The following is a 24,116-nucleotide window of genomic DNA, read 5'->3' as shown; positions in this document are numbered from 1 at the left end:
CTGTGTGGTGGAAAAAGAGCCTGATCATCGTTTGAGCCCTAATCATCCCCTGAACCCTGATCGCCCCCTCAACGAGGTGCCGCGAATCGGTCGCTTGCGCGATTGGCTCCTTGGGGGCGGGTTGCTCGCGGCCTTGATCCTGGCGGTTCATCATCAAGTTGGCTGGGGGGCTCTGCTCTCGCCCTGGCTGGCACTCTCGCCTTGGCTCCTTGCCTGGCTGTTTCTGCTCTCGGCGCTGAGCTATGCGCTTCGCGCTTTCCGCGTCTACGACTATTTTCGTCCCAGGTTCGCCGGTCGCCTGCTGATCGTGCTGCGTCTGTCGGTGCTGCACAATACCGCCAACAATCTCTTGCCGATGCGCGCCGGGGAGATGGTCTTTCCTTGGTTGATGCGGCGCTATTTCGGCCAGGGTTTCCTCGACTCGACGGCCGCTCTGATGTGGATTCGTGTACTGGATCTGCATTTCCTGGTGCTGGTCGCGCTGCTCGTGCTGAATCTGACCCATCCGTCCTGGCTGTGGTGGGCGGCGGCCGGACTCTGGCTCGCCGGACTCTCGCTGATGGGGTTCGCCAGGTCTTTGGGGGCGTCACATTGGCTCGCGGGCTCCGGACGACTGCGCGTGCTGGCGCAGCGAATCCTGTCGGCCGCGCCCCGCGATGGCTGGCTGGTGGCGCGGGTTTACCTCTGGACGGCCCTGATTTGGGCGCTGAAGCTCGCCGCCTTCAGCAGTGTGCTCAAGTTCTTCTTGCCGCTCGACTTGGGACGCCTCCTGGCCGGCGTGCTCGGTGCCGAGCTGTCCAGCGTGCTGCCCTTTCATGGTATCGCTGGGAGTGGTAGCTATGAACTCGCTGCCGTGGCCGCGCTCTTGCCCTTCGGGGTCGATCCGGAGCTTGCGCTCGCCGGCGCGGTCAATCTGCATCTCTTCCTGCTCGGTGTGACCCTCATCCTGGGTGGACTTGCCTTGCTGCTGCCCAAGCGCGGCAGGCGTATTCGCGTGGGCAACGCCTGAGGAGGTGCGTCTGAGCCTGCATTGAGCGGCCAGCACTTGCGTTGGCTGTCGATGCATTCCGGATGGCTGCAGCGAATGCGGCCTTTGGACGTGAGAGCCTCGATTAGACCTGAGAGCCTTGATGTGTTCGTCTCGAGAATCTTTCGGATTGTCGCGACTTGGTGGCAGTCATGTCCTGCGCAGGGGAATAACCGAGTGTATTTGTCGAAGCTAAGCTTTGATAAAAACTATTGATGGTTTCGCAAGAATACCTATATCCTGGCGCGCTTCGTAAAAGGCGCATGTTGTCGATGCTCATGATCCCTCGGGATCCTCTGTATCTTCATCGCGACAATCGCGGGCCCGGCCTGGTTTGCGCGCACTGAGCTGGCAGCTTCAGCTCTGCGTTGGCCGAGCGGACGCGGTTCATCAAAGGTCCGAGAATGCATACATCCAGACCCGTCTTCCTGAACTTGTGGCACATCAAGCTGCCGCTGCCAGGGCTTGTTTCCATCCTGCACCGCATCAGCGGTGTGCTCATGGTCTTGTCCATTCCTGTCGCCGCCATCCTGTTCCATCAGGCACTATCCGGCCCGGAGGGATTCGCCGCCACGGCCGCCTTTTTGGACTCCTGGCTGATCCAACTGCCGCTGCTGCTGCTGACCTGGAGTCTGCTTCATCACCTGCTGGCCGGCATCCGCCATCTGGGTCTGGATATCGGCGTTGGCTTGGATCGACCGGTCGCGCGAAAGACTGCCTGGGTCGTTCTGATCGGCGCACCCGTTCTTCTGGTTGTCGTCCTGGCCTTGGGAGGGTGAAGGAATGAGTCGTCAAGCCTCGGGGCTCATGGCCTGGCTGTTGCAGCGCGCGACTGCCGTCTATCTCGCGTTTTTTTCCACTTATCTCGTGCTGTATTGGATATTCAACCCACCCGCCAGTCATGCTGATTTGGTGACTTGGGTGACCCACCCGGCCGTGGCCATGGGGCTCATCCTCTTCGTGCCTGTGGTCCTGGCCCATGCTTGGGTCGGCAGCCGCGATGTGCTCGTCGACTATGTGCATGTCCTCGGGCTGCGTGTCGGCCTGATGTTGCTGTTCGGATTCGTTTTCCTCGCCTCGGGTCTCTGGGCCCTCAAGGCGATCATCACCGCTGGGATCGGAGGCTAGATCGCGGATGAGTCTTCCAACACGCCATTTCGACGCCCTGATCATCGGTGCCGGCGGGGCCGGACTGAATGCGGCGCTGCAGCTTGCGAGCGCCGATCTGCGGGTCGCCGTGGTCTCCAAGGTCTTTCCAACGCGCTCTCACACGGTCGCTGCCCAGGGCGGTGTAAATGCGGCGCTCGCCAACGTGCTGCCCGACTCCTGGCACTGGCACATGTTCGACACCGTCAAGGGATCCGACTATCTCGGCGACCAAGATGCCATCGAGTTCATGTGCCGCGAGGCCATCCCGACGGTCTATGAACTGGAGCATGCCGGCGTGCCCTTTTCGCGGCTCGATAACGGCAAGATCTACCAGCGTGCCTTTGGCGGCCAGAGCCAGAACTTCGGCGGCGATCAGGCCGCGCGCACCTGTGCAGCGGCCGACCGCACGGGCCACGCCATTCTCCATACGCTCTATCAGCAGAACATCCGCGCGCGGACGCACTTCTTCGACGAGTTCTTCGCCGTCGATCTCGTTCGTGACGCCGACGGCATTTGCTGCGGTGCCTTAGTGCTCGAGATCGAAACGGGCGAGCCGCTCTTGATCGAGGCTAAGGCGACCCTGCTTGCGACCGGCGGCTTCGGGCAGGTTTTCCGCACCACCTCCAACGCACACATCAATACCGGCGACGGCACGGCCATGGCGTTGCGCGCGGGCATTCCGCTGATGGACATGGAGTTCTTCCAGTTCCATCCGACCGGTATTGCCGGTAAGGGGATGCTCATTACCGAGGGCACGCGCGGCGAGGGCGGCTATCTGATCAACAAGGATGGTGAACGTTTCATGGAGCGCTACGCCCCGCGTGCGAAGGACTTGGCGAGCCGCGATGTCGTCTCCCGCGCCATCGTGACCGAGGTCAAGGAAGGACGCGGCTGCGGCGCGCGTGGCGATTACGTCATGCTCAAGCTCGACCATCTTGGCGAGTCGGTCATCTCCAAGCGTCTGCCAGGCATTCGCGAATCGAGCAAGATCTTCGCGGGTGTCGATCCGGTCATCGAGCCGATTCCGGTCTTCCCGACCGCACACTACGCCATGGGCGGTATCCCGACCGACCGCTTCGGGCGTGTCGCCATGCCGGCCGGCAAGGGCTCCGAAGAGGTCGTGGTCGGACTCTATGCGGCGGGCGAGTGTGCCTGCGCCTCGGTCCATGGCGCCAACCGACTCGGCGGCAACTCCTTGCTGGACATCCTGGTCTTTGGGCGCCTCGCCGGCAAGGACATCATCGACTTCGTGCGCGAGAATCCCTACCGCCGCGCGGCCGATTCGGCGAGCCTCGACAAGGCCATGTCACGACTCGGCCGCTGGGATCAGAAGGGCGATGGCATCTCGGTTCAGGAGATGCGTGCCGAGCTGCGCAAGTGCATGGAGGACCATGCCGGCGTGTTCAGAACCGAGGAGATCATGCAGGAGGGCTATCAAAAGCTCTGCCAGTTGCGCGAGCGCATGCCCGATGTGCGTCTGAGCGACCACTCCAAGGTCTTCAATACGGCCCGCGTCGAGGCGCTGGAGCTGGAGAACATGATGGACGTCGGCATGTCGATCGCCGTGTCCGCGCTGCACCGCCAGGAAAGCCGCGGTGCCCATTCGCGGCCGGACTATCCTGAGCGCGACGATCAGGCCTGGCTCAAGCACAGTCTCTACTCCATGGATGGCGACCGCATGGACTATAAACCCGTGCGGACCAAGCCCCTGACAGTGGAGTCCTTCCCGCCGAAAGAGCGTGTGTACTAATGAAGATCAGTGTTTACCGCTTCAATCCGGATACGGACAAGAAGCCGCGGATGCAGGATTACGAGATCGAGACCTTTCAGGGCATGATGCTGCGTGACGCCCTGCTCGAGGTGAAGAAGCAGGACGAGTCCTTTAGCTTCCGCCACTCCTGCGGCGAGGGCGTTTGCGGCTCCGATGCCGTCAACGCCAACGGGCGCAATGTGCTCGCCTGTGTCACGTCCATCACGGAGCTGAAGCAGCCGATCGTGGTGCGTCCGCTGCCGGGCCGTCCGGTGATCCGCGACCTGGTCGTGGACATGACCCAGTTCTACGAGCAGTACCGCGCGGTCAAGCCCTACCTGGTGCGCAAGGATCCCTTGCCGGAGCAGGAACTCCTGCAATCGCCCGCCGACCGCGACAAGCTGGACGGGCTCTACGAGTGCATCCTGTGCGGCTGTTGCTCCACGGCCTGTCCCTCCTTCTGGTGGAACCCGGATAAGTTCCATGGTCCCGCCGCGCTCTTGCAGTCCTGGCGTTTCCTGGCCGATACCCGCGACCAGGCGACCGAGGAGCGCCTGGACGCCTTGGAAGGCCCCTACAAGCTGTTCAGATGCCATAGCATCATGAACTGTGTCGAGGTCTGTCCCAAAGGGCTCAACCCGACCCGAGCCGTCGGCCACATCAAGGAGTTGATGCTGGACAAGGGGCTCTGAGTGAGCCTGTCATCGGCCGACGAGCAGGAGCAGCTCCGGCGTCTGCGCTGGCAGTGCCGGCGCGGGATGCTGGAGCTGGACCATCTGCTTAGCCGTTTTCTCGAGCTTGGCTATGCCGATCTGAGTGCGTCCGATCGCGTGCTCTTCGTGGCACTGCTTCGCGAGCAGGACCAGGACCTGCACAAGTGGCTGATCTCGCGCGCCGAGCTGCCCGAGCTCAAGTACCAGGCGCTGGTCGAGCATGTTCGCGCGGTGGCCGCCGAGCCTAGCGCCTAGGCGCCGGCCGTGGGCTCGCATCGCGACTGGCCGCCGCTCGTCATCCGTCCCAGGTTTTCGCCGCGTTTGGCGCTCTTTGTCGCCGGCTCTCATCTCGTGGCCTTGGTCGCCGTCTGGGCGCTTCCCATTGGCGTCTACCGCCTGCCTTTGAGCCTGCTGGTGCTGGTGAGCTTCGTTCATGTCCTCCAGGCTCAGGTGCTGCGTCGTGCACCTGGGTCCATTCAGGTCGCGATCTGGCAGGCCGGCGGGGACTGGCAGCTGACGTTGAATTCAGGCCGGACTTTGACGGTCAGACTGTCGGCGTCGACCTTTGTCTCGGTGCCGCTGGTCATGCTGAATTTCCGACTCGGCCGCTGGCGTCGATCTGCGCTGCCCATCCCCAGTGACGCTATCGATCCGGGCCAGCTCAGGCGGCTGAGGCAGCGTCTGCGGTTGCAGGGTGTGACTGCGGGCGATGCTGTCGTCTGAATCATCATCAAGGCACCAAGGAAACAACTGCCCGTACGAAAGATCGTCTGGAGGACAGCCGCATCTTTCTCGGATGAATCGAATACAATATTTCGAGCTTTGGTAGCGGGAGAGAAGGGGCGATGCGAGTTCTGGTGACGGGGGGTGCCGGCTATATCGGCAGCCACACCTGTGTGGAGCTGTTACTGGCGGGCATGCAGGTTGTGGTGGTGGACAACCTCTGCAACAGCAAGGAGGAAGCGCTGCACCGGATCCGTGAAATCACGGGAAAGAGCCTGGGATTCATCCAGGCCGATATCCGTGATCGCTTCGCCTTGGAGGAAATCTTCAATCAGGGCGCCTTCGACGCGGTCGTTCACTTCGCTGGACTCAAGGCGGTGGGTGAGTCGGTTGAGAAGCCGCTGGAGTATTACCAGAACAATGTCAGCGGCACGATCGCACTCTGTCAGGCCATGGCGGATGCGGGTGTGAAGAAGCTGGTGTTCAGCTCTTCGGCAACGGTCTATGGCGATCCTGCCTCCGTGCCCATCAAAGAGGACTTTCCGCTCTCGGCGACCAATCCGTACGGCCGCTCCAAGCTGTTCATCGAGGAGATCCTCCGTGATATCGCGCGCTCTGACGCCTCCTGGGATGTCGCGCTGCTGCGCTATTTCAACCCCGTTGGCGCGCATCCGAGCGGGCTCATCGGTGAAGACCCGAACGGTCTTCCCAACAACCTCATGCCTTTCGTCTCGCAGGTCGCGATCGGCAAGCTGCCGCAACTCCGCGTCTTCGGCAACGATTACCCGACGCCCGATGGCACCGGCGTGCGCGACTACATCCACGTGGTGGACTTGGCGCGCGGGCATCTGGCCGCGCTGCGACGTTTGCAGGATTCACCCGGTGTCATGACGTGCAACCTGGGCACCGGTCGCGGCTACTCTGTGCTGGAGATGGTCGCCGCCTTCGAGGCCGCCAGCGGCAAGCCGGTTCCCTACGAACTCGTCGCGCGTCGTCCCGGTGATATCGCCACTTGCTATGCGGATCCGACCCTGGCGCGCGAGGTGCTTGGCTGGGAGGCCGAGTACGGGATCCAAGCCATGGTCGAGGATGCCTGGCGCTGGCAGTCCGCCAACCCCAATGGCTACGACTAACGCGGCAGGCTTAGCCTGACACGGGCGCCGCCAAGGGTGCTTCGGTCGATCTCCAAACGCCCGCCGTAAGCCGCGCTGATCTCGCGGACGACGGCGAGCCCGATCCCATATCCTGGCGTCGACTCGTCCGCGCGCGCACCCCGCTCGAGCAACCGGGAGACTTGACCTTCCGGAATCCCGGGTCCGTCGTCCTCGATGCAAAGGGACCACTGCGATGGCTCCCTTCTACTCTCTAGGCGGATCTGGCCGTGGCACCATTTGAAGGCGTTCTCCAGCAGATTGCCGAGCATCTCCATGAGGTCACCTTCCACGCCGCGAAATAGCAGGCCATCGTCGATCCTCATGGCTACGGCAACGCCCTTGTCGCGATGGACCTTCTCCAGGGAGGCGATGAGACGTTTGGCGACGGCGCCAACAGGCACGGGTGGCGCCAAGGTCATGCTGCCTTGGCCGCTGGTGCGGGCGCGCTGCAGTTGATAGTCGACGATGTGGTGCATGCGCTCGAGCTGCTCTTGCAGCGGGCCTTGGGTCGACCGCGCAATCTCGCCTTCTTCCAGCGCGCCCTGCATGACGGCGAGCGGCGTCTTGAGACTGTGTGCCAGGTCGCCGAGCGTATTGTCCAGGCGGCGCTGGCGGGCGCGCTCATGGGCGAGCAGCGCATTCAGGCGATCGGTCAAGGTCTCGATCTCGCGCGGATAACGTCCGATGATCTGGGCTTGCCGGCCTGACTCGATGGTCGCGAGTTCCTCTGTCACCTGCCGCAACGGCCTGAGTCCCCAGCGCAGCACCAAGACCAGGGCGACCAGCATGAGCAGCGTCATGGCGCCCAGCCAAGTCGCGAGGCTGGTGCGGAATTGTACGACCTCGCGCTCGGCCGCTGCCGCTTCCTCGGCGACCACGAAGCTGTAGTCCTGCGGAACGGCCCCAGTTGCCCAGGTGACGCCGAAGGCGAGCACCAGGTACTGCTTCCCGTCGGGCGCGGACAGGCGCGCGAAGCGCCGCTGTCCCGGCGGCAATGGCAGGGGCGCGGGCGTCTCGAGGCCAAGCGCCGAGGGCGAGCGCCACACCGGGTCGCCGAGCGCGCTCAGCACCTCGGCATAGAGCCCCGAGTTCGGCAAGGTGAGGCGTGGCTCGGCGAGTGCATTCGGAAAGACAAGACCGCCCTGGTCTTCCTCGCCGACGGCCATGAGCAGGAAGATCTGGGCCTGCAAACGCTCCTCGCGCGCGGCGATCACGGCGTCGCGTACGGCCCGCTCGAGGGCGAGGGCGGTGAGCAGGACGAAGAGCGTCAGCACTGCCGCGGCTGAGAGCAGCACGCGCGCGCGCAGTGACCTCATGCGTCGTCGCCGTCGCCGGGCTCGGTCGCGAGGCTCAGTCGGTAGCCGCGGCCGCGAAGCGTCTCGATCGGGCTGAGTTCGCCCCTGGGGTCGAGCTTGCGTCTCAGCCGCCCGACCAAGACCTCGATGACATTGCTTTCACGGTCTTCGTCGTGAGGATAGAGCTGGTCGGCGAGCGCCTGCTTGGAAAGCACCTTGCCGCGACTGGTCGCTAATTGCTCGATGAGGCGGTACTCATAGGCCGTTAGCTCGATCTCCCGATCCTTGACCCAAAGCTGCTCCGTGTTGAGGTCCATGCGCAGTGGGCCGATGCGCAGCTCGCGCGAGGCGGTCCCCGCGGCGCGCCTGACCAATGCGCGCAGACGGGCCACCAGCTCCTCTTGGTGGAAGGGTTTGACAAGGTAGTCGTCGGCCCCCGCCTCAAGACCCTCGACCTTGTCTTGCCAGCGGTCTCGGGCAGTGAGAATGAGGATCGGGAGCAGGCTCTGCTGGGTGCGGAGCCGGCGGATGATTTCGAGGCCGGATAGACCGGGCAGCCCGAGGTCGACGACAGCCGCGTCGAACCCATACTCGGACGCCAGGTAGAGCCCCTCGGGGCCGTCACCCGTGCCCTCGGCACGCCAGCCGGTGGCGATGAAACGGTCGATGATTTGGCGGCGCAGCTCGGGCTCGTCTTCGATAATCAGGACGTTCATTCGGATGATCGCGCTGGCGAGGTGCCAGCCTCAGCGGTTCGGGATGAAGACGTAACGCACCTTACCGTCTGGCGTCAGTACCTTTACTTGGAATCCCCCATCGGCGGCCTTGACCGCCAGCACTTGTCCGCCGGTTTGCTGACCGGCGATCTTGCCTGCCTCGGCGGCTGTCAGCTCACCGCACTGAGCCAGGGGCGTCCAAGCGGCGCCAAACAGCGTTAGGGTCAGGCAAAGGGCTTGGGTGATCCTGGAGATGCGCATGATGAAAGAGGCTCTGCGAAATCGGAACGACAGCGTGAATCTAGCATATTCTCGCGGCTTGGCGCCGCATGGCACTTGCGGCGAGCGCCCACTGAGCACGCCATGTCTCACCCAAAAGGGTCTTGGCTGACGGGCGCGCTCAGTGCGTTTTCGCGTCGCTGCTTTAGCGATAGATGATGGTCAGGCCGTTGCCCAGGTGCAGCCTGGCCGGCGGTTCGCGGTGGACCAAGCGGGGCGGGCGCCGGGGTCCGTCGACGTAGATTTTGGTGCGTCCCTTGTAGTGCTTGCCGTGCCCCTTGCCGTACCGCTTGCTCCACTTGTCATGCCGGTGATGGTCCCGAGCTGCGTACTTCGACGGCGGCGTCCAGCGCTCCTCATGCGACGGGTGCCAACGGTCTGACCGCCCGTGGGCGGAGGCAACCGCTGGCAGGAGCAGCGCACTGGCGATGGTGGCGACCGACATCAGGGTGATCAGGCGACTGGTTTTCATTGGATGATCTCCGCTTTGGTTGAGAGACGGGACCTTGTTCTCCCGTCTTGGAGGTCATCCTACGCAGCGCATCCTGAATGCCTGCTGAATCACCGTCGCGTCAGCAGAATCAAGTCGTCGCCCCGCTGGATGCGCAGACTGAAAACGCCTTGCGACTCCCGCAGGACGCGCGCGACATCCCTCAGACCGCCGATGCGTTGGCGGTTGACCTGGATGATGCGGTCGCCTTCACGCAGGCCGGCGTGCCAGGCCGGGCTGTCAGGATCCACGGCTCCGACCGGAACGGCCGGGATGTTGTCTTGGAGATTCAGCTCGCCCAGCAATGCGCCCTTCAGGCTGCTCGAGATCCGCTCACCTGGGACGAAGTCGTTATAGGGGTCTGCGACCTTTCCCTTGAGTCGTCTCGATTGGCCTTTGCGGATGACGTCGAGCTCGACTGTCTCACCGACGCGCAAGAGTCCGAACTGGTTGCGCAGGTCGGTCGAGCCGCGCACCGCTTTGCCGTTCAACGTTCGGATGACATCCCCGGCTTTGAGTCCCGCATCGTCCGCGGCCGAGCCATCCTCGACAGAGGTGATCAGGGCGCCGTCACCGCCGCGAATTCCCAGGGCGCTGGCGAGTTCGTCGGTCAGGTCCTGCACGCTCACGCCGAAGAGACCGCGTCTGACGGTGCCGAACTCGACGAGCTGTTCCATGATGGCGTGCGCCATGTTCACCGGGATGGCGAAGCCGATGCCGATGTTGCCGCCGCCCGGCGCCAAGATGGCCGTATTCATCCCGACCAGCTCGCCTCGCAAGTTCACCAGGGGGCCTCCTGAGTTGCCTGGGTTGATGGAGGCGTCGGTCTGAATGAAGTTCTCATATCCCTCGATACCCAGACCGGTGCGCCCCAGGCCGCTCACGATCCCGGACGTCACCGTTTGCTTGAGTCCAAAGGGGTTGCCGATGGCGACGACGAAGTCACCCACCCGGAGACGATCGGAGTCGGTCAAGGGTAGGGCAGTGAGCCCCTCGGCGGGGATCTTCAGCACGGCGACATCGGTCTCCGGATCCGAGCCGATCAGGGTCGCCTGCAGCGTCTGTCCATCGTGCAGCGTCACTCGGATCTCGTCGGCCTTGGCGATGACATGGTGATTGGAGAGCACGAGCCCGCGCTGGGCGTCCACGATGATGCCGGACCCAAGGCTGTTGCTCTCTCGTCGCTGGTGCTGCTGAGGGACGTCGAAGAAGCGTCGAAAGAAGGGGTCGCGGAGCAAGGGGTGCTCCGCGGCCTCGATGCGGGTGATGGTCGAGATATTCACGACCGCCGGCACGACACGCTCCAGCATTGGGGCGAGGGTCGGGAGTGGCTGACCATCCACTGCCGGCGGGAGTCCGGCCTGAGCCTGCGTGATGCTCGAGAGCAGTAGAAGGATACAGCCAAGTCTGCTTACGGCTTGATGGAGATACATGGCATGAGGTTGGGTTGCTAGCGACGGACAGAGAACTTAAGCGCCCACGGCCTTTGGTGCAATGGGGCTGATGTGCTCAGGCCTATTCGTTGGCCACTGCCTTGTGCGGTGCGTGTTGCCTGTCCCCGGTTGGATCCTGAGGGGCGAAAGCGACGACCTCCTTGGCCTCGATTTCTGGGCCGAGCATGATCGCCAGGGGCTGGGTTTGAGGGCTTGTGCTCAGAGCGATTTTTAGCGCCATGGTGAGCGGCACCGACAGAAACATGCCGACGGAGCCGAGTACATAACCCCAGAAGATCAAGGATATAAAGACGACCAAGGTGGAGAGTCCGAGCCCGCGGCCCATGACCCGAGGCTCGATCACATTCCCGATCAGGATATTCACCACCAGGTAGCCAAGGGTCGCGAGCAGCGCAGACTCAAGTCCAAGCTGCACCAGGGCAAGCAACACCGCCGGAATCGCGGCGATGATGGAACCGATCGTGGGCACGAAGTTGAGCAGGAAGGCGAGCATGGCCCACATGGCCGCGAAGTCGACGCCGAGGAAGGTCAGCCAGACCCAGACCAGCACACCCGTCGCCAGGCTCGTGTTCGCCTTGATGAACATGTAGCGGTTGATGGTCTTCACCACTTCGTGCAAGTGGACGAGCGTCGCCTGCGGCGCCCGCAGGGCGACGCGCAGCTTGCTGGGCAGGCTATGCGCCTCGAGCAAGATGAAGATGACCGTCAAGAGGATCAGAAAGGCATTGGCCAGCACGCCGCTCAGTCCTTTGATCAGGTCGCTCGCAAAACCGAGAACCCCGGACGGGTCGATGAAGGAGTTCAGCACGCTGCGGGAGACGTGCAGACCGACCTCGTCGAGCCGGGCCACAAGCTCGCCCGACATCACATTCAGTCGTTGCTGATACTCCGGAAGGCTCGCATTGAAGCCGTTCAGGGCGCCCGTGAAGAGTCCGATGATGGCGCCGCCGACGCCCACCAGAAGCGCGACGACCACGAGCATCGCGGCCCAGCCGGGCAGGCCGCGGTGTCGCAGATATTGAAGCGGCGGCTCGACCAGCACCGCGATGAAAATCGCCAGAAGAAAGGGGGTCACCAGGTTGGTCGCGGCCTTCAGGCCCGCGACGACGACGACGAAGGCGCCGGCGACCAGCAGAAAGCGTGCGGCTGGCGTGAATCCGAGTTGTTGATCCATTCGTTCCATGCATGACTCCCAAAGCGCGTTCAGTGCGAAAAGCCTACGCCCATGGCGAATGTCTGACCAGTAGCCCACCTCGGGTCCATGCTGAATCTCTCTCAAGAGGACCCTTTGCCACGAAGACCCTTTGACATGCTAGCGGCGGGTCAATCTCGCATTCATGACCAATACTGCCTTCAGCCAAGACGCCTCATTTCGTTCTGGACATTGGGCGACGCAAAAGGCCGGGCTGATGCCCGGCCTCTTATTGGTCGACCGCCTTGAGCGGCGTCGAGTTAGGCGACGGCTCGCTTGGACTCGCCCTCAATGTAGCCATCGCGCTGCGCATCGCTGCGGATCTGAATCTTGCGTGGCTTCATCGCTTCGGGGATCTCTCGGCGCAACTCGACATGGAGCAATCCATTCTCGAGACGAGCCTCGACAACACGGACGTAGTCGGCCAGCTGGAACTTGCGCTCGAAGCTCCGGTTGGCGATACCGCGATACAGGAAGTGGCGATCCTGATCCGCGTCCTCGGGACGACCGCCGGAGACGGTGAGGATGTTCTCTTTGACCTCGATGCCGAGATCCTGCTCGGAGAATCCAGCGATGGCCATGGTGATCCGGTAGTCGTTCTCACCACAGGCTTCGATATTGTAGGGAGGGTAGCCGCCCGGCTCGGCCCGATAGGCGCTTTCGAGCGCTGATGTCATGCGGTCGAAGCCGATCATCGAGCGCAGTAAAGGAGAGAAATCGATATTTGACATGGACATATTCTCTTGTTGAGCAATATGGAAAGATGCGTTCCCGAAGGAACCGCAGCGTTACAGACCTCCGTCGAGCGTCTGTGTTATGTAAAGTAAAGTCCCGCCCATGAGATGTCAATACTCAGGTCTGAGGGCTGGTCTTCAGGGCGATGACAGCGGCGTGTGGGCTTGGGGCTTCGCGCTTCACGACCGTCAAGAGCGTCGGGTGATATCAGGTCTTAGCGGTGGTTGGTTGCCAATGCGCGCTTCGGCTCCCTGGGCTTCAGCGAGGGTGTTGAGGTTTAGAAAGCCGTCGGGGCAGTCGCTGAAGTCGGCTTGCGCTATGCGGTGGCCTCTCTGCCACAGCTCGACCTTGCGCTCGCCACGCGCCAGAAAGCCCACGAGGTCCGGGGCCAGTGCCCTGGGGAGCAGGGCATGGAGGTTGTGCCGACGTGCTCCATCCGTGGCGACCGCGAGATCCGCGCGCTGCCGGATGATCTCGCTGCCAAGGCGGTGGGCGAGATTACGGGGCGCAAAGGGGACATCGCAGGGCAGCGTGAGAATCCAGGGTGTTTGTGCGCGCTGCATGGCGCTGAGGATGCCAGCCAGTGGACCCTGGAAGCCCGGCTCAGTGTCGCGGATGACTGGGATGCCATAGCGACCATAGGCGTCGAGGTTGCGGTTGGCGCTGATCATCAGCGCACCCACCTGCGGGGCCAAAGCGTCGATTACCCATTCCACCAGCGCACGGCCCCCGAAGGGTAGCAGGCCTTTGTCTCGACCATCCATGCGGCGCCCGGCGCCTCCGGCCAGAATGACCCCAGTGATGTCATGCGCGGGAATCGCGGTCATCTCGTAGACTTCGGACAAGGCCGTTGACAGGTGAGTGGAGCGGTCAGCTTCCAGCCGCCAGCGCGACGGTCTGAAACGGCTAGCCTAAGCAAAGACCTGCTGAACCGCAAACACCCCCAGAGCACGCAGCGCACGAAGCATGGCAGTGCCTTGTCTTGGCGCTGAGGCTCAAGTCAGGTCGAGCGATCTTGGGGGGGTGCCCCGCCGCGATCAGGCGTTCGTCGCAGCGAGGCGCCGTTCCTAACGACTGCGCGCTTGGACCCAGCCAGGATCAAGGCCGCGTCACGCATTTCTATTCACTAGCGGCGAGGCATTCCTGCCCCGCCCAAGGGCGCAATCGGCCTGTCCTCAGTCGATGACCACGCGTGCGTTCAGGTTTTGAATCGGACGGTTGTTCGGGTGGCCCATGATCTCGGAGAACCTGCTGATCTGCTCGTGCGAGGCGGTGACAGGCTCCTTCATGACGAGCCAGACGACACCCTCGGTGCAAGGCGGCGTCGTGAGCGAGCCGTTGAATCTGTAGTAGTCGCGATTCTCGGGCAGCAGGCCCTCGGCTGAGGCCTTGGCGGCGAGGTGAACGCTTTCATCCGCATGGCTGGGGATAACGCTCCAGGGAGCGGATAGCGCGGCGTTGTCGGCGCCTTCCTCGAACATCACGGCGATGACCGCGAGATTCCCATCCGCGTCGGCATGAACCAGATGGGCCTCCATGGGATATTCCTTGCCGCCGATGTGATTCTCGCTCGGGGTGTGGAAATGGAACTGTTTCAGCTCGAACGCGTGGCCGTCGACGGTAATTCCGCTGCCGCCCTCGTAATTGATCTGGATGCTGTGACCGTTGTTGATCTCGTCGCTTCCGCCGGGGGCGTAGTGGAAGTCGATTGGCGGCAGGTTCGAGTCGACGATATGGGTAAGGTCGACTGGCGACTGGTTCTTGCCGTTGGTGCAAAGCGTGAAATTGGCGTCGAGTTCTCCCCAGTGCTCGGGGCCAGCGGCGCCCTCGTAGCCCCAGTGGGCGGCATGATCGACCGCGAGTGCAGCGCCGCTGGTCGCCATGGTCAAGGATAGGATCAGAGATTTATAGCGCATTGTTCTTCCTCGTCGTTTTTGGTTAGCGGAACTGGTCGTGCGACCAAGTGTTGGAAAGTTTGAGAGTCACAAAACCACAATCGTGGCAATGACTCATGTCCTCTGTGAGCCTTCAGGGCGCCGGTCACCTTCTCGCCCTGTCTAAAGTCTTTTTAATCTGATGGAAACGCTGCGGTAAGCGGCATTGACTCATGATCTCAGTCACCGCAAGGAGTCAGCAGGTCCAAGGAGGACGCGACGATCAACCCTTGAGTAGGAGACGAGATCATGAAAGCGACGAAAGAGATTGCTGCAATCGCGGTTTTGGCCCTGGGTGTCGCCGGTGTCGGGCAGCTCTACGCCGAGACTCAAAAGACCGAGGGCACGCCCCAGGCCCAGGTTTCCCAGGAGGCTGTCCGCGGGTCCGAGGCCGATCGTCAGGTTGAGCTGTCCGAGCATGGCCTCGCCGCCATGAACGATATTCACTTGGCGCGGGTCGCCATCAACGACGGCTACGTCGACAATGCGAGGGACCTGCTGAAGGAGGCCAAAAGTCTGCTCGATACGGTCAAGTCCGAGGACCGGCCAGCGAGCGCAGAGAAGGCTCAGCAGGTTGCTCAAGACACGCAAGGCAGTCGGGATGACATGATCCCGATCCTCTCGGACCTGCAGGTCGTCGAGAGCTACTCGCTGGATGCTGCAAAGCCAAAGGCAACGCAGAGCGCCACCGCGAGCGCCGACAAGGCATCGTCTGGCGATGCCGCGAAGGCGGTGGATAGCAAGGCCGCGAAAACTCAAGCCCGCTCTGATGCGGTCGCCAAGGCCAGCGAGCATCTGAGCAAGGGCGAGCGTGGCGCGGCGGCCGAAGCGCTGCAAATGGTCGATCTGGCGTTGGTCGACCAAACCCTGAGCATGCCCTTGTCCCAAACGGTCGAGTCGGTCGACCAGGCGCTGAAGCTCATCCAGAAAGACGAACTCCATCAAGCCAATTTGGAGCTGAAGAAGGCGCGGGATGCACTGGTCTTGACGACACACGTTGTGAACGAGCCTCTGGGGAGCACTGATTCGGGTAAGGCGCCCGAGTCCGCAAAGCAATCAGGCTAAAGAGCGACCCAGCTCATCCACGGACTGACCCAGGGGCGAAATCTCCTGGGTCGTCGTCTGCTTTTCGGCATCAGGCTGCGCGGACCTTGGGGCGGTTCGGGAAAGTCCTTCAAGTGCTCTTGAGTTCGCGCTGACGATGTTCCAGGCTTCCGCCGTCGAGCACGCTGCGTCCCGCACCACGCATGATTAGCGGTTCACTGGCCGCACGGCTGCCACCATCGCCCCTGGCGAGCTTGGACAGGCGGGTGTTGGTGGCGCGGGTCCCATCGGCTTTGTCCATGCGGGCCTGAAAGGCGACCAACAATCCGGCTGCGAGGCCGGCTATTGCTAAATGGCCGATCTCGAGTTCATAGGCTGCGATCAAGCCAGCAAAGATCAGGGGGAGATGCCAGAGGGTTTTCGCCAGTGGTCCTTGCGCGGACGAGGCTGTCTCGGAGACCTGAGTGTGATTCATGGCCTGCGTGTGATTCATGGAGCGCCTCACTGTTAGGGCTGCTGTCTCGGGAATCACGTCAGCTTAACGAAGGCAGGGTGAAGGGAATGACAAGGGAAGGTTAATGGAGCGTTAAGACGGCGCGGATTGAGTGCGCTTGGCGTCAGTCAGCAGCTCCTTCGCATCGATCATGAGTCGGGCACCCCACCGCGACGACGTCCGATCACGGCAGGGCGCCGTGCTCATTGATCGAGCCTCTGGCAGGACGCCTGGCTAAGACGATTGTCTCGGCCTGAGGATGAATCAACCGCGTTGCTTCCGGTGAATCGCAGACGGGCGCTTGTGCCGCCGGCCTGGCGGTTGCTCAGCTGCACCTCCCATCCTTCCTTCGCGCAGAGCCGCTGGACCAGTGAAAGTCCAAGTCCGGCGCCGCGGCTGTCGCTGCCGCGTACGAAGGGTCGGAAGAGATCCTGACCGGTTGCGGGATCGAGTCCGGACCCAGTGTCCTCAATGGCAACGAGCAGGGACTCGATGCGCAGCCTGACATGACCCTCTTGGGTGAAGGCGAGGGCATTGCGCAGCAGATTGCCCAGCACCATCGAGAGCACGGCCCGATCGGATTGCAGGCGCGGGCGCGCAGCGATCTCCAGCATGAGTTCGACCGGCTTGTCCGGAAAGAGATTGCGGTAGCGCTGGACCAGTTCTTCGGCCACGGCTGCGACATCGCAGTCCAGCGGGCGCTCTGAGCGAACTTCCTGCTCGCGTGCAAGGGCAAGCAATGCCTCGGTCATCTCCCGCATCTCGGCCACCGCACGCGCGATCCGCGTCACGCGCGAGCGGTTGCGCTCGTCCAAACCAGGATCCGCTTGCAGCAGCTCGGCGGCGCCGGCCACCACCGTGAGGGGTGTGCGCAGCTCGTGACTGACGTCTGCGGTGAAGAAGCGCTCACGCTCGATGAAATCGTGCAGGCGGGTCAGGTAGCCGTCGAAATCCGTCGCGAGCTGCTGCACCTCTTGCCAGGGAAACTCTCCCGCGAGTGCGCGTGGCGGGTCTTCCGGCCGTTGTGCGGAGACGCGCCGCGCCAGTGCGGTCACCGGCGCGACGACGATGCAGGCCAGCCAGCGTCCGGCCAGCGCGGAGGCAAGCGTCACCAGTAGGACACTCGCGGCGAGCAGCAGCAAGAAGACATGCTCCCGTCGCTGAAGTGCGCTGACGTCGAAGAGGACGACGAACCTTTGATCCTCGACGACGCGCACCGCCGCCCGATAGGGCGTTCCGTCCAGGGTGAGTTCGTGGCTGCCTGGACCGAGCGCTGCGACTTTCGGAGGGACCGGCGCCGTGCCGCCCTGAGGCGCGACGACAAAGGCGCGAATGGTCGCCGTGCGCTCAGGCAAAGATTGGGGATTGCGCTGGCGCCGCGCGACATAGTCGTCCAACTCTGCGGTTAGGGTGTCGTCGACCAGGCGCCGTTCGAGGTCGTGCGAGGCGACATACATGAAGGTCGCGAGCGTCAGGCTGACCATGGCGCTGAAGACCGCCAGGGTCACGGCGACGCGGCGGCGCAGGCTGCGCCTAGCGGTCATCGGGCTCCGCGAGCTGATAGCCGATGCCGCGGATGGTATGCAGCAAGGGGGGCTCCTCCTCGCGATCCAGGGCGCTGCGCAGTGCGTGTACATGGGCGCGGAGGGCGTCGCTGTCGGGTGGATTTTCCCCCCAGATCTCCCGGGCGATCTCCTCCCGGCGCACGACTCCGGGCGCGCGCTGCATCAGCAGTTGCAGGATGCGCAGCGGAATCGGGGCTAGCTCGATCCGTCGGCCGGCGCGCTCCACACGCAGCCGATCCGGGTCGAAGGTCAGGTTGCCGACCCGCAGCAGCGTGCGCGGCATGGCGCGTTTCGCCCGTCTGACTAGCGCGGTCAGGCGGGCCTCCAACTCGGGCAGGGCAAAGGGCTTGATGAGGTAGTCGTCCGCGCCATGCTCGAAGCCCGCGAGCTTGTCGGACAAGGTATCCCTCGCGGTGAGCATGAGTACCGGCAGATCCCGCCCGGCGTCGCGCAGTCTGCGGCAGACCTCCAGTCCATTCATGCCGGGCAGCATCAGATCCAGCACCATGACGTCATAGTCGTGCTCGAGCGCGAAGCTGAGCCCGGCGAGGCCGTTTTGCGCCAGATCTGCCCGGTGGCCGCGCGCGTCGAAGAAGTCGCTGAGGTTGCCCGCGAGGTCCGGGTTGTCCTCGATGATCAGCAGGTACATGCCGATACCCTAACCCAGGGTGGAGCGGTTTCCCATTGCATTCGACTCATTCCATCGTCGGCCGCCGCGGCCCTTGCCCCAGATCCGCTGTCTCGTCCTGGAAGACCTCGATCATCACTTCGACCATCGCGACGGCATCACCTTGTAGGGTGGAACGCAAAGCGGTTCCACCGTCGGCGTTGCGGTTGGCGTCGTTGGCGGATCGCCCTGCGGGCATTCGCCCTACCGCCCTTGCCTGGGACAACCCCTTGCTTCATGGCATCGCAGCCCTTGTCTCAGGCTTCGCATGCTCGTCCAGAAACCGCGGTCTCTCGATCCCATATCCTTGCGCGTAGTCGACACCGATTTCGTGCAGAGCGGCGAGAATGTCGGCGTTCTCGACATACTCGGCGATCGTTTGCTTCCCCATGAAATGGGCGATGGTGTTGAAGGAGCGCACGATCTCGCGGTCCTCGGGACTGTTCAGGATGTCCTTGATGAAGGTGCCATCGATTTTGACGTAGTCGACCGGGAGACGCTTCAAGTAATCGTAGGAGGAGAGACCAGAGCCGAAGTCATCGAGTGCGATGCGGCAGCCCATGGCGCGTAGCCCCGTGAGGAGGGTGATGGCGCAGTCGAGATCGGCGATGGCTGCGGTTTCCGTGACTTCGAAGCTTACTTGCTGGGGCAGAATCGCCCAGCGTTCGAGCTGTTCGCGAATCGACTCAACGAGTCTAGGGTCGCTCAAGGACTGGCCGGACAAGTTGATGGCGACACCTCCCAGCTCAAGGGCCTCCTGCGGATGCCGATGCAGCCATTCGAGCGTTGCGGCAATCACCTGCGCATCGACTTCGCGCATCAGCTGCAATGACTCGGCGGCGGAAATAAAGTCCAACAGCGCCATCGGCGAGCCATCTTCCTCGTAGACGCTCAAGAGGATTTCGTGGTGGTGCGTGTCGCCCGATGCTGGATCAATCGGGACAATCCGTTGACAGCGCAACCGGTTTCGCTGCGCCTTGATCGCAGATTCCGCACTGATGAAGGTGCGCATCTGTGCCAGATATTCTTGGATCGCCGCATCACCTTCGCCAAAGAGTACCGTGCGATCCCCACCTTGATGCCGTGCGGCCAGACAGGCGAGGTTCGCTGCGGAAAGCAGCGACTCCGCATCGTCACGACCTTCCTCGGGTAAGGCTAAACCCAGGCTCAGGGAGAGCCTGAGATCCAGGGCCAGTGTCTTGAGCAGGTCCGCTTGAATGCGGGCGCGCAGTCGCTCCCCAAGCTCCGCAGCCTCGCTGCGATGCGCGATTGAGTGAAGGAGCCCGAAGCGGCCCTTGCCGAGATCAGCGACACAGCGCAGGTCGGGCAGCTGCTGAGCCACAATGGCGGCGACGGCTGCCATGATCTCTTGCTCTAAGCGCAGTCCGTGGTGCGCGGATAGGAATTCAAAACGGTCTAGCTCAACAACCCCGAGAAGCGTCCTGGAACGGCTTTCTTCGGTAGCCAGGAGCATCTCGGCAAGGAGCGCGCGCATCCGCGCATGTGTTGCCGGCTCAGGCATTGCCTGAGCCTCCCGGATGGGCTGCAGCCGGGCTTGAAAGCGCGTGAGTAGCGCTTCCTCGCAACGTTGTGTCAGCTTTTGATCCGCGGTTGGCTGGGTCTTCGCGCGGCTTTTCAGAAGGGCCTTCACAAGCTGACTGCGTCGCAGCACTTTGATCCGCTTATCGCTGAGCGGGTCGGCGAGCCCAAGGCGCGAGCCATCGGTGCTGCGCCAGATCAGCCGCATCGCCCTCAAGGAATCCTTGTCTCTGAGCCAAAGGATCGCGCCAATCGAGACGGCATCCACCACTTGGCTTCCACTCCGCCAGCGCTCCTCGTCGAGACCGAGCGGCGGTGTGTCGGGCTCATCGCCCGGGCTTGGCTCGAGCTTCGCGAACGTCCGATACTCCTCCGCCGGCATGCTGTCTGTGTCGACGTGCTGAATCGCTACCTCAATCCCTGCGATGAGAGGATCGATGACATGCTGAGGGACATCGCGGCCCTTCAAGATCTGGCGGACCTGCTGCAGGACCCGTTCCGGATTGGCAGGTGCGCGATCTCCAGGGTCGCGGTCACCACCCGTGGCGAGATGGACATCCCACAGCAGATCCCAGTGACGCTGCCAAGACTCGGGCTCTGAATCCGCGTCTAAATCAGCGTCGATGCACAGCGACTCCAGCAGGCTGCGCCATGCGAGATCGAGCAGCTCCCATAGGGTTCGATGGATGCGTCTCCCGGTGAAGGCGCGGTTGAGCTGCTCACGAACATGCTCGCGGGCCAATCGTGCCCGCTCATCCAAGGCACAGCGTTGCGCGCCATGCGAGAGACTCGAGCGAGACAAGCTAGAGAGGTGGGCCTCAACGGCGTTGAGTCGCTCCGCGAGACGGCTGAGTGCGCTCTGATCATGGGCGTTGGTCGCGGCCGTGCGCTGAACGAGCTTGTCAAACTCCTGATGAAAGGCCGGATGATCACGCCGGCCATTCGGAAGAAAGCGCGAGATCTGGTCCAAGAGGTCGATGATGTTGGTCAGTGGATGGGTCTCAGCGACCAAGGCGTCCGTCTCATCGATCGCCATCGCGAGCAGATGCAGCGAAAGTCGCTCGACGATCCCTTTGAAGCCAGGTACCACGGCCTCGTCTGCGAGCATCTCCGCGAGAAAGCGCTCGGCGAGCGAGGCGCGCTCGTGAAGGCGCCGGGATGGGAGTCGCTTCAACTGCTCAGCGCCCAAGCCCTCCACCCAGTGCCGCCAAGCGGCCATGGATTCGACATTGATACTTGGTGGCGGCTGGGAAGATGGATCGAGCGCCAGCCTGTGTAAGCCCTCGAGCATCCCTGAGAAGTCCATGCCTGTCTCAGGGGCGGCGGCTGTGGGGCCTTGATCGCTGACAGCATGATCGATCTCGGACGCGGCGCTCAAGACCGGCTGCGCTATCGCTGCGTCCTCGGATGTCTGCGCACTGACGGCTGAGTTGCCGGGGCGCCCGCCCGGTTCGGCGCCAGTGGCTGCGGGGCGCTTCGTCATTGTGCCGCCTGGCGCTGGGATGGCTTGCAGGAGGCTTCGATACAATTCCCAAAGGGCCTCGCTGACGTGGGCTCTGGCACACAAGAGGAGTGGTCGCAGCACGACGTCACTCATCCCGATTTCAGTCAATGCCTGCACAAGGATTTCAATGAACCTGAGGGGCATGATGGCGAGCTTGCTGTCATCGCACCATGGGGCGGTGCGCGAACAGAGATCGCTCAGTGGCTCGGACAACGTCTCAGCGAGGCGCTCGGCGCAGTCCAACTTGACGAGCCAGGTTTCGAAGATCTCGGGATCCAATAGCGCCAGTTGATTGGAGGTGCCCATGTCCTGGGCCTGGGCGGTTGCGGGGGAGGCAACCTCAATGACATCGAGTTGCTCGAGGTTTTCGAGCACCGCAGCCAGGATCGCCTGCGGCAGGCGCTCCTGCAGCTGCTGGTCGGTGAGGAGTGAGAGGTCGTTCTCCCAGACCGCCTGTGTCACAGCGCTTGGGGCATGCTCTTGGCGCTGCCAGAGCGCTGCAAGTGTTCGCTCGAGCATGCGGCTGAGCAGTGAGGGCAAGTGCTGGGAGACGAGATCGAGTAGGATGCCCTTGGCCGCTGCTGCCGCCTCTCGATCAAGCGGCTGCCAGTCTCTTCGGTGGTCGCCTCGGAGTCCCACGACAAAGACCGAAAGGCGCTGTCGTTCGGGCTCTTTCAGCCCCGTAAAGCGCGCGCCAATGAGGCTCTCGTCGCGCCAAAGGACTTCAATGGTGGCCTCCAGCACCTGCCCATCCTCGGCAAGCTGTATCTGGATGTCGTGACGCTCGCCGTTACGCCACCCCAGGTGCGCGGTCGCTTCCATTGTGCTCAGTCGCAGGCCGCCTAGACAGATGTCGAGTACGCTGAAAGGCACGCCCTGTCCGTCCGGCGTTAGGGTTTTCCCCATCAGTTCGACGCCATGGCGGAGATAACGCCGTCGCTCGAGATGTCGCGTCTCGTTCATCCTTGTCACCTAGCGGTAAGGGCCTACTTCACATCTCCGTCGCCGCTCGCCCATCGCGAGATCGTTTCGCTAGACTGCCACAGCCATGCTTCCACGACCATCCCTGCCGCTGGCCCCTCTTATCGCGTCCGGGGTTGGTCGTCTCTCCATGCGGCCTTGATCATCGGATCGCCTGCTCGCTTGAATCGACATCGTGCAGCCCGCAGTGGGAGCGGCGCTCCCACCGGTGGTGCGTTTGGGTCACCGAGAAGGGGCAGGTCTCCCATTATTGCAAACCAAGACAGCTGACCAGGTCTCCCATTCCCTATGGGCTGCGCGACCAAGCAGCCTCGATCTCGCTGAGTCCGGATGGCGCCTATCTGGGCTATCGGGCCAGCGTGTCGGACGCGGACGCCTCCTGCTGGCTGCAACTCCATGGCCCCAACGCCACCCTGACCGCCATCTGTGCTGGATCTGCGCCTGGGGTTCAGCCCCTAGGAGCCTGTCCGACTTAGGATGAATCGGCTGCGGAATCGGGAGAACGGTCCCTTTCGCCCCGCTTTTTCGTTACATAGAACCACTATGCGCCTCAAAACCGGAACGAAATGGCCTCGCTCTCCCACTTCCTCGCTTCGATCCCCCCAAGTCGGACAGGCTCCTAGCGGCGCCGAACTCTGGTGGCGAGCCGTCGGCGCCCTCAACCCGGTCAGCACCGAGGCGCAGGTGATTGAGGACAATCCGCCGCAGGATTAACCCTGAGTCCGTGCAAGCCAGGGAAGGCTTGTCAATAGCGCCGAGGGGCGCCGAGAGGGTCGCAGCGACCGTGCTATGCTTGAATTCCGATCTCGCCCCAGGAGTTGAGCGCCCATGCACTTTCCCTATGGTCTGAGCGATTTTGGCACCCTGAGGCAGGAGGGTTACTGGTATCTCGACCGCACCGACCGCTTGGCGGCACTCGAGAACGCTGGACGGCAACTCATCTTCCTGCGCCCGCGCCGCTTTGGTAAAAGCCTGCTGCTCTCCATGCTTGAGCACTATTACGATCTCAACCGCGCCGATCAGTTCGAGGCGCTCTTCGGTCCGCTCGCCGTCGGGCAACACCCGACACGGCGGCACAATCAATACTTCGTACTGAAATGGGATTTCTCGCTGGTCGCCGCGTATGGGGAGATCGGCGACATCGAAGCGGCGCTGCATCAGCATATCAACGACAGAATCTATCAATGCATCGATGACTACCAATCGCACTGGAAACGTGCGATCTCATTGCATCCGCACAATGCACTCTCGTCGTTGGAGTCTCTGTTAGGCGCGGTGCGCAGAACCCCCCACAAGCTCTACCTGCTCATCGACGAGTACGACAACTTCGCCAACGAGGTACTCATGGCCGCGCACCCCGGCGGTCAGGATCACTCCCAATGCCATGGACTTAAGCCGCCCGGCAGTAAGCCGGGTGGAATCCAGGCTTGAGCTTGCCGGGATTGCGGCGTGGAAATTGTCGGTCTGGCCGTACCGCCTCGACGGCATCGGAAAGCGTGAGGACGGCCTGTGTCAGCAAGGTGGTTGGAGGATGTAAGGTGCCGATCAGTAGTCGAACCAGGGTGTGCTTCATGGTCGAGAGGCTGCTGGTCCAGCGGACGTGATAGGCATGCTTGCGCGCGGCGTGGCGGCGGGTTGCGAGCACCTGGGCGAGTCCTCGAACCATGCTGGCGAGGTTCAGGGCAAGGATCTTGGCGTGGACGTCTTGCTGC

General features: G+C 62.8%; 23 protein-coding genes and 2 pseudogenes. 10 read left to right on the top strand and 15 right to left on the bottom strand.

Features of this window, described 5'->3' with window-relative positions; genetic code table 11:
- Window positions 1–94: 94 nt before the first annotated feature.
- The 8 genes from G3480_RS05725 to galE all read left to right on the top strand — a co-directional run bounded on the left by G3480_RS05725 (window position 95) and on the right by galE (window position 6,495).
- Window positions 95–1,009, top strand: coding sequence for a lysylphosphatidylglycerol synthase transmembrane domain-containing protein (locus G3480_RS05725; protein WP_240905611.1), 915 nt, complete (start codon window positions 95–97; stop codon window positions 1,007–1,009).
- 422 nt (window positions 1,010–1,431) lie between these two features.
- Window positions 1,432–1,806, top strand: coding sequence for a succinate dehydrogenase, cytochrome b556 subunit (gene sdhC, locus G3480_RS05720; RefSeq protein ID WP_164652711.1), 375 nt, complete (start codon window positions 1,432–1,434; stop codon window positions 1,804–1,806).
- A 4-nt stretch (window positions 1,807–1,810) separates the two neighbouring features.
- The gene (sdhD, locus tag G3480_RS05715; RefSeq protein ID WP_164652710.1) at window positions 1,811–2,155 is read left to right on the top strand and encodes a succinate dehydrogenase, hydrophobic membrane anchor protein; all 345 of its coding nucleotides are present in this window, start codon (window positions 1,811–1,813) and stop codon (window positions 2,153–2,155) included.
- A gap of 7 nt (window positions 2,156–2,162) precedes the next feature.
- Entirely contained in the window at window positions 2,163–3,926 is a 1,764-nt protein-coding gene (gene sdhA, locus G3480_RS05710; RefSeq protein WP_164652709.1) for a succinate dehydrogenase flavoprotein subunit, read from the top strand.
- Entirely contained in the window at window positions 3,926–4,618 is a 693-nt protein-coding gene (locus G3480_RS05705; protein ID WP_164652708.1) for a succinate dehydrogenase iron-sulfur subunit, read from the top strand. The genes sdhA and G3480_RS05705 overlap by 1 nt, the downstream gene beginning before the upstream one ends.
- Window positions 4,619–4,894 (top strand): FAD assembly factor SdhE, encoded by a 276-nt coding sequence (locus tag G3480_RS05700; protein WP_420824608.1) that lies wholly within the window; start codon window positions 4,619–4,621, stop codon window positions 4,892–4,894.
- Window positions 4,895–4,903: 9 nt separating this feature from the next.
- Window positions 4,904–5,362 (top strand): protein YgfX, encoded by a 459-nt coding sequence (locus G3480_RS05695; RefSeq protein ID WP_164652707.1) that lies wholly within the window; start codon window positions 4,904–4,906, stop codon window positions 5,360–5,362.
- A gap of 122 nt (window positions 5,363–5,484) precedes the next feature.
- Window positions 5,485–6,495 carry a UDP-glucose 4-epimerase GalE gene (gene galE / locus G3480_RS05690; RefSeq protein WP_164652706.1) on the top strand — a complete coding sequence of 337 codons (1,011 nt, stop codon included), beginning with the start codon at window positions 5,485–5,487 and terminating at the stop codon, window positions 6,493–6,495.
- Here galE and G3480_RS05685 read toward each other — a convergent pair.
- The 9 genes from G3480_RS05685 to G3480_RS05645 form a co-directional block, all read right to left on the bottom strand.
- Complete coding sequence (locus G3480_RS05685) at window positions 6,492–7,832, bottom strand: ATP-binding protein (protein WP_164652705.1); 1,341 nt, start codon at window positions 7,830–7,832, stop codon at window positions 6,492–6,494. The two genes, galE and G3480_RS05685, sit on opposite strands and share 4 nt — an antisense overlap.
- Complete coding sequence (locus tag G3480_RS05680; RefSeq protein WP_206171512.1) at window positions 7,829–8,527, bottom strand: response regulator transcription factor; 699 nt, start codon at window positions 8,525–8,527, stop codon at window positions 7,829–7,831. Before G3480_RS05680 ends, G3480_RS05685 begins: the two co-directional genes overlap by 4 nt.
- Window positions 8,528–8,557: 30 nt before the next feature.
- Window positions 8,558–8,788: a PepSY domain-containing protein gene (locus G3480_RS05675; RefSeq protein WP_164652704.1), complete on the bottom strand. Its 231-nt coding sequence runs from the start codon at window positions 8,786–8,788 to the stop codon at window positions 8,558–8,560.
- 163 nt (window positions 8,789–8,951) lie between these two features.
- Complete coding sequence (locus tag G3480_RS05670; RefSeq protein ID WP_164652703.1) at window positions 8,952–9,278, bottom strand: hypothetical protein; 327 nt, start codon at window positions 9,276–9,278, stop codon at window positions 8,952–8,954.
- An 89-nt stretch (window positions 9,279–9,367) separates the two neighbouring features.
- Complete coding sequence (locus tag G3480_RS05665) at window positions 9,368–10,729, bottom strand: DegQ family serine endoprotease (protein WP_164652702.1); 1,362 nt, start codon at window positions 10,727–10,729, stop codon at window positions 9,368–9,370.
- 82 nt (window positions 10,730–10,811) lie between these two features.
- Complete coding sequence (locus G3480_RS05660) at window positions 10,812–11,933, bottom strand: AI-2E family transporter (RefSeq protein WP_240905610.1); 1,122 nt, start codon at window positions 11,931–11,933, stop codon at window positions 10,812–10,814.
- 269 nt (window positions 11,934–12,202) lie between these two features.
- Window positions 12,203–12,673, bottom strand: coding sequence for an Hsp20 family protein (locus G3480_RS05655; RefSeq protein WP_164652701.1), 471 nt, complete (start codon window positions 12,671–12,673; stop codon window positions 12,203–12,205).
- Window positions 12,674–12,865: 192 nt separating this feature from the next.
- The gene (gene mobA, locus G3480_RS05650) at window positions 12,866–13,504 is read right to left on the bottom strand and encodes a molybdenum cofactor guanylyltransferase MobA (RefSeq protein WP_164652700.1); all 639 of its coding nucleotides are present in this window, start codon (window positions 13,502–13,504) and stop codon (window positions 12,866–12,868) included.
- A 348-nt stretch (window positions 13,505–13,852) separates the two neighbouring features.
- Complete coding sequence (locus tag G3480_RS05645) at window positions 13,853–14,593, bottom strand: carbonic anhydrase (protein ID WP_164652699.1); 741 nt, start codon at window positions 14,591–14,593, stop codon at window positions 13,853–13,855.
- A gap of 267 nt (window positions 14,594–14,860) precedes the next feature.
- Between G3480_RS05645 and G3480_RS05640 the strand changes: the two genes are divergently transcribed.
- Window positions 14,861–15,676 carry a YfdX family protein gene (locus tag G3480_RS05640; RefSeq protein ID WP_164652698.1) on the top strand — a complete coding sequence of 272 codons (816 nt, stop codon included), beginning with the start codon at window positions 14,861–14,863 and terminating at the stop codon, window positions 15,674–15,676.
- Window positions 15,677–15,785: 109 nt separating this feature from the next.
- On the opposite strand, the gene G3480_RS05635 is transcribed toward G3480_RS05640, so the two are convergent.
- From G3480_RS05635 to G3480_RS05615, 5 genes are all read right to left on the bottom strand, one after another.
- The gene (locus tag G3480_RS05635; RefSeq protein ID WP_164652697.1) at window positions 15,786–16,148 is read right to left on the bottom strand and encodes a hypothetical protein; all 363 of its coding nucleotides are present in this window, start codon (window positions 16,146–16,148) and stop codon (window positions 15,786–15,788) included.
- Between the two features lie 203 nt (window positions 16,149–16,351).
- Window positions 16,352–17,692 (bottom strand): sensor histidine kinase, encoded by a 1,341-nt coding sequence (locus tag G3480_RS05630; RefSeq protein ID WP_164652696.1) that lies wholly within the window; start codon window positions 17,690–17,692, stop codon window positions 16,352–16,354.
- The gene (locus tag G3480_RS05625) at window positions 17,682–18,362 is read right to left on the bottom strand and encodes a response regulator transcription factor (protein ID WP_164652695.1); all 681 of its coding nucleotides are present in this window, start codon (window positions 18,360–18,362) and stop codon (window positions 17,682–17,684) included. The genes G3480_RS05630 and G3480_RS05625 overlap by 11 nt, the downstream gene beginning before the upstream one ends.
- Window positions 18,363–18,408: 46 nt before the next feature.
- Entirely contained in the window at window positions 18,409–18,579 is a 171-nt protein-coding gene (locus G3480_RS05620) for a hypothetical protein (protein WP_164652694.1), read from the bottom strand.
- Window positions 18,580–18,615: 36 nt separating this feature from the next.
- On the bottom strand, window positions 18,616–22,386 hold the full coding sequence (locus G3480_RS05615; protein WP_164652693.1) for a DUF1631 family protein: 3,771 nt from the start codon (window positions 22,384–22,386) through the stop codon (window positions 18,616–18,618).
- 846 nt (window positions 22,387–23,232) lie between these two features.
- Here G3480_RS05615 and G3480_RS05610 point away from each other — a divergent pair.
- A pseudogene (locus G3480_RS05610) lies at window positions 23,233–23,784 on the top strand (AAA family ATPase); the annotation flags it as partial.
- 10 nt (window positions 23,785–23,794) lie between these two features.
- On the opposite strand, the pseudogene G3480_RS05605 reads toward G3480_RS05610, so the two are convergent.
- Window positions 23,795–24,116 (bottom strand): annotated as a pseudogene (locus G3480_RS05605) (IS4 family transposase); the annotation flags it as partial.

Source organism: Thiorhodococcus mannitoliphagus, from assembly GCF_010915725.1.
Lineage (GTDB): Bacteria > Pseudomonadota > Gammaproteobacteria > Chromatiales > Chromatiaceae > Thiorhodococcus > Thiorhodococcus mannitoliphagus.
Note: the sequence above shows the minus strand (reverse complement) of the source record. Positions and strands in the feature narration are given on the sequence as shown.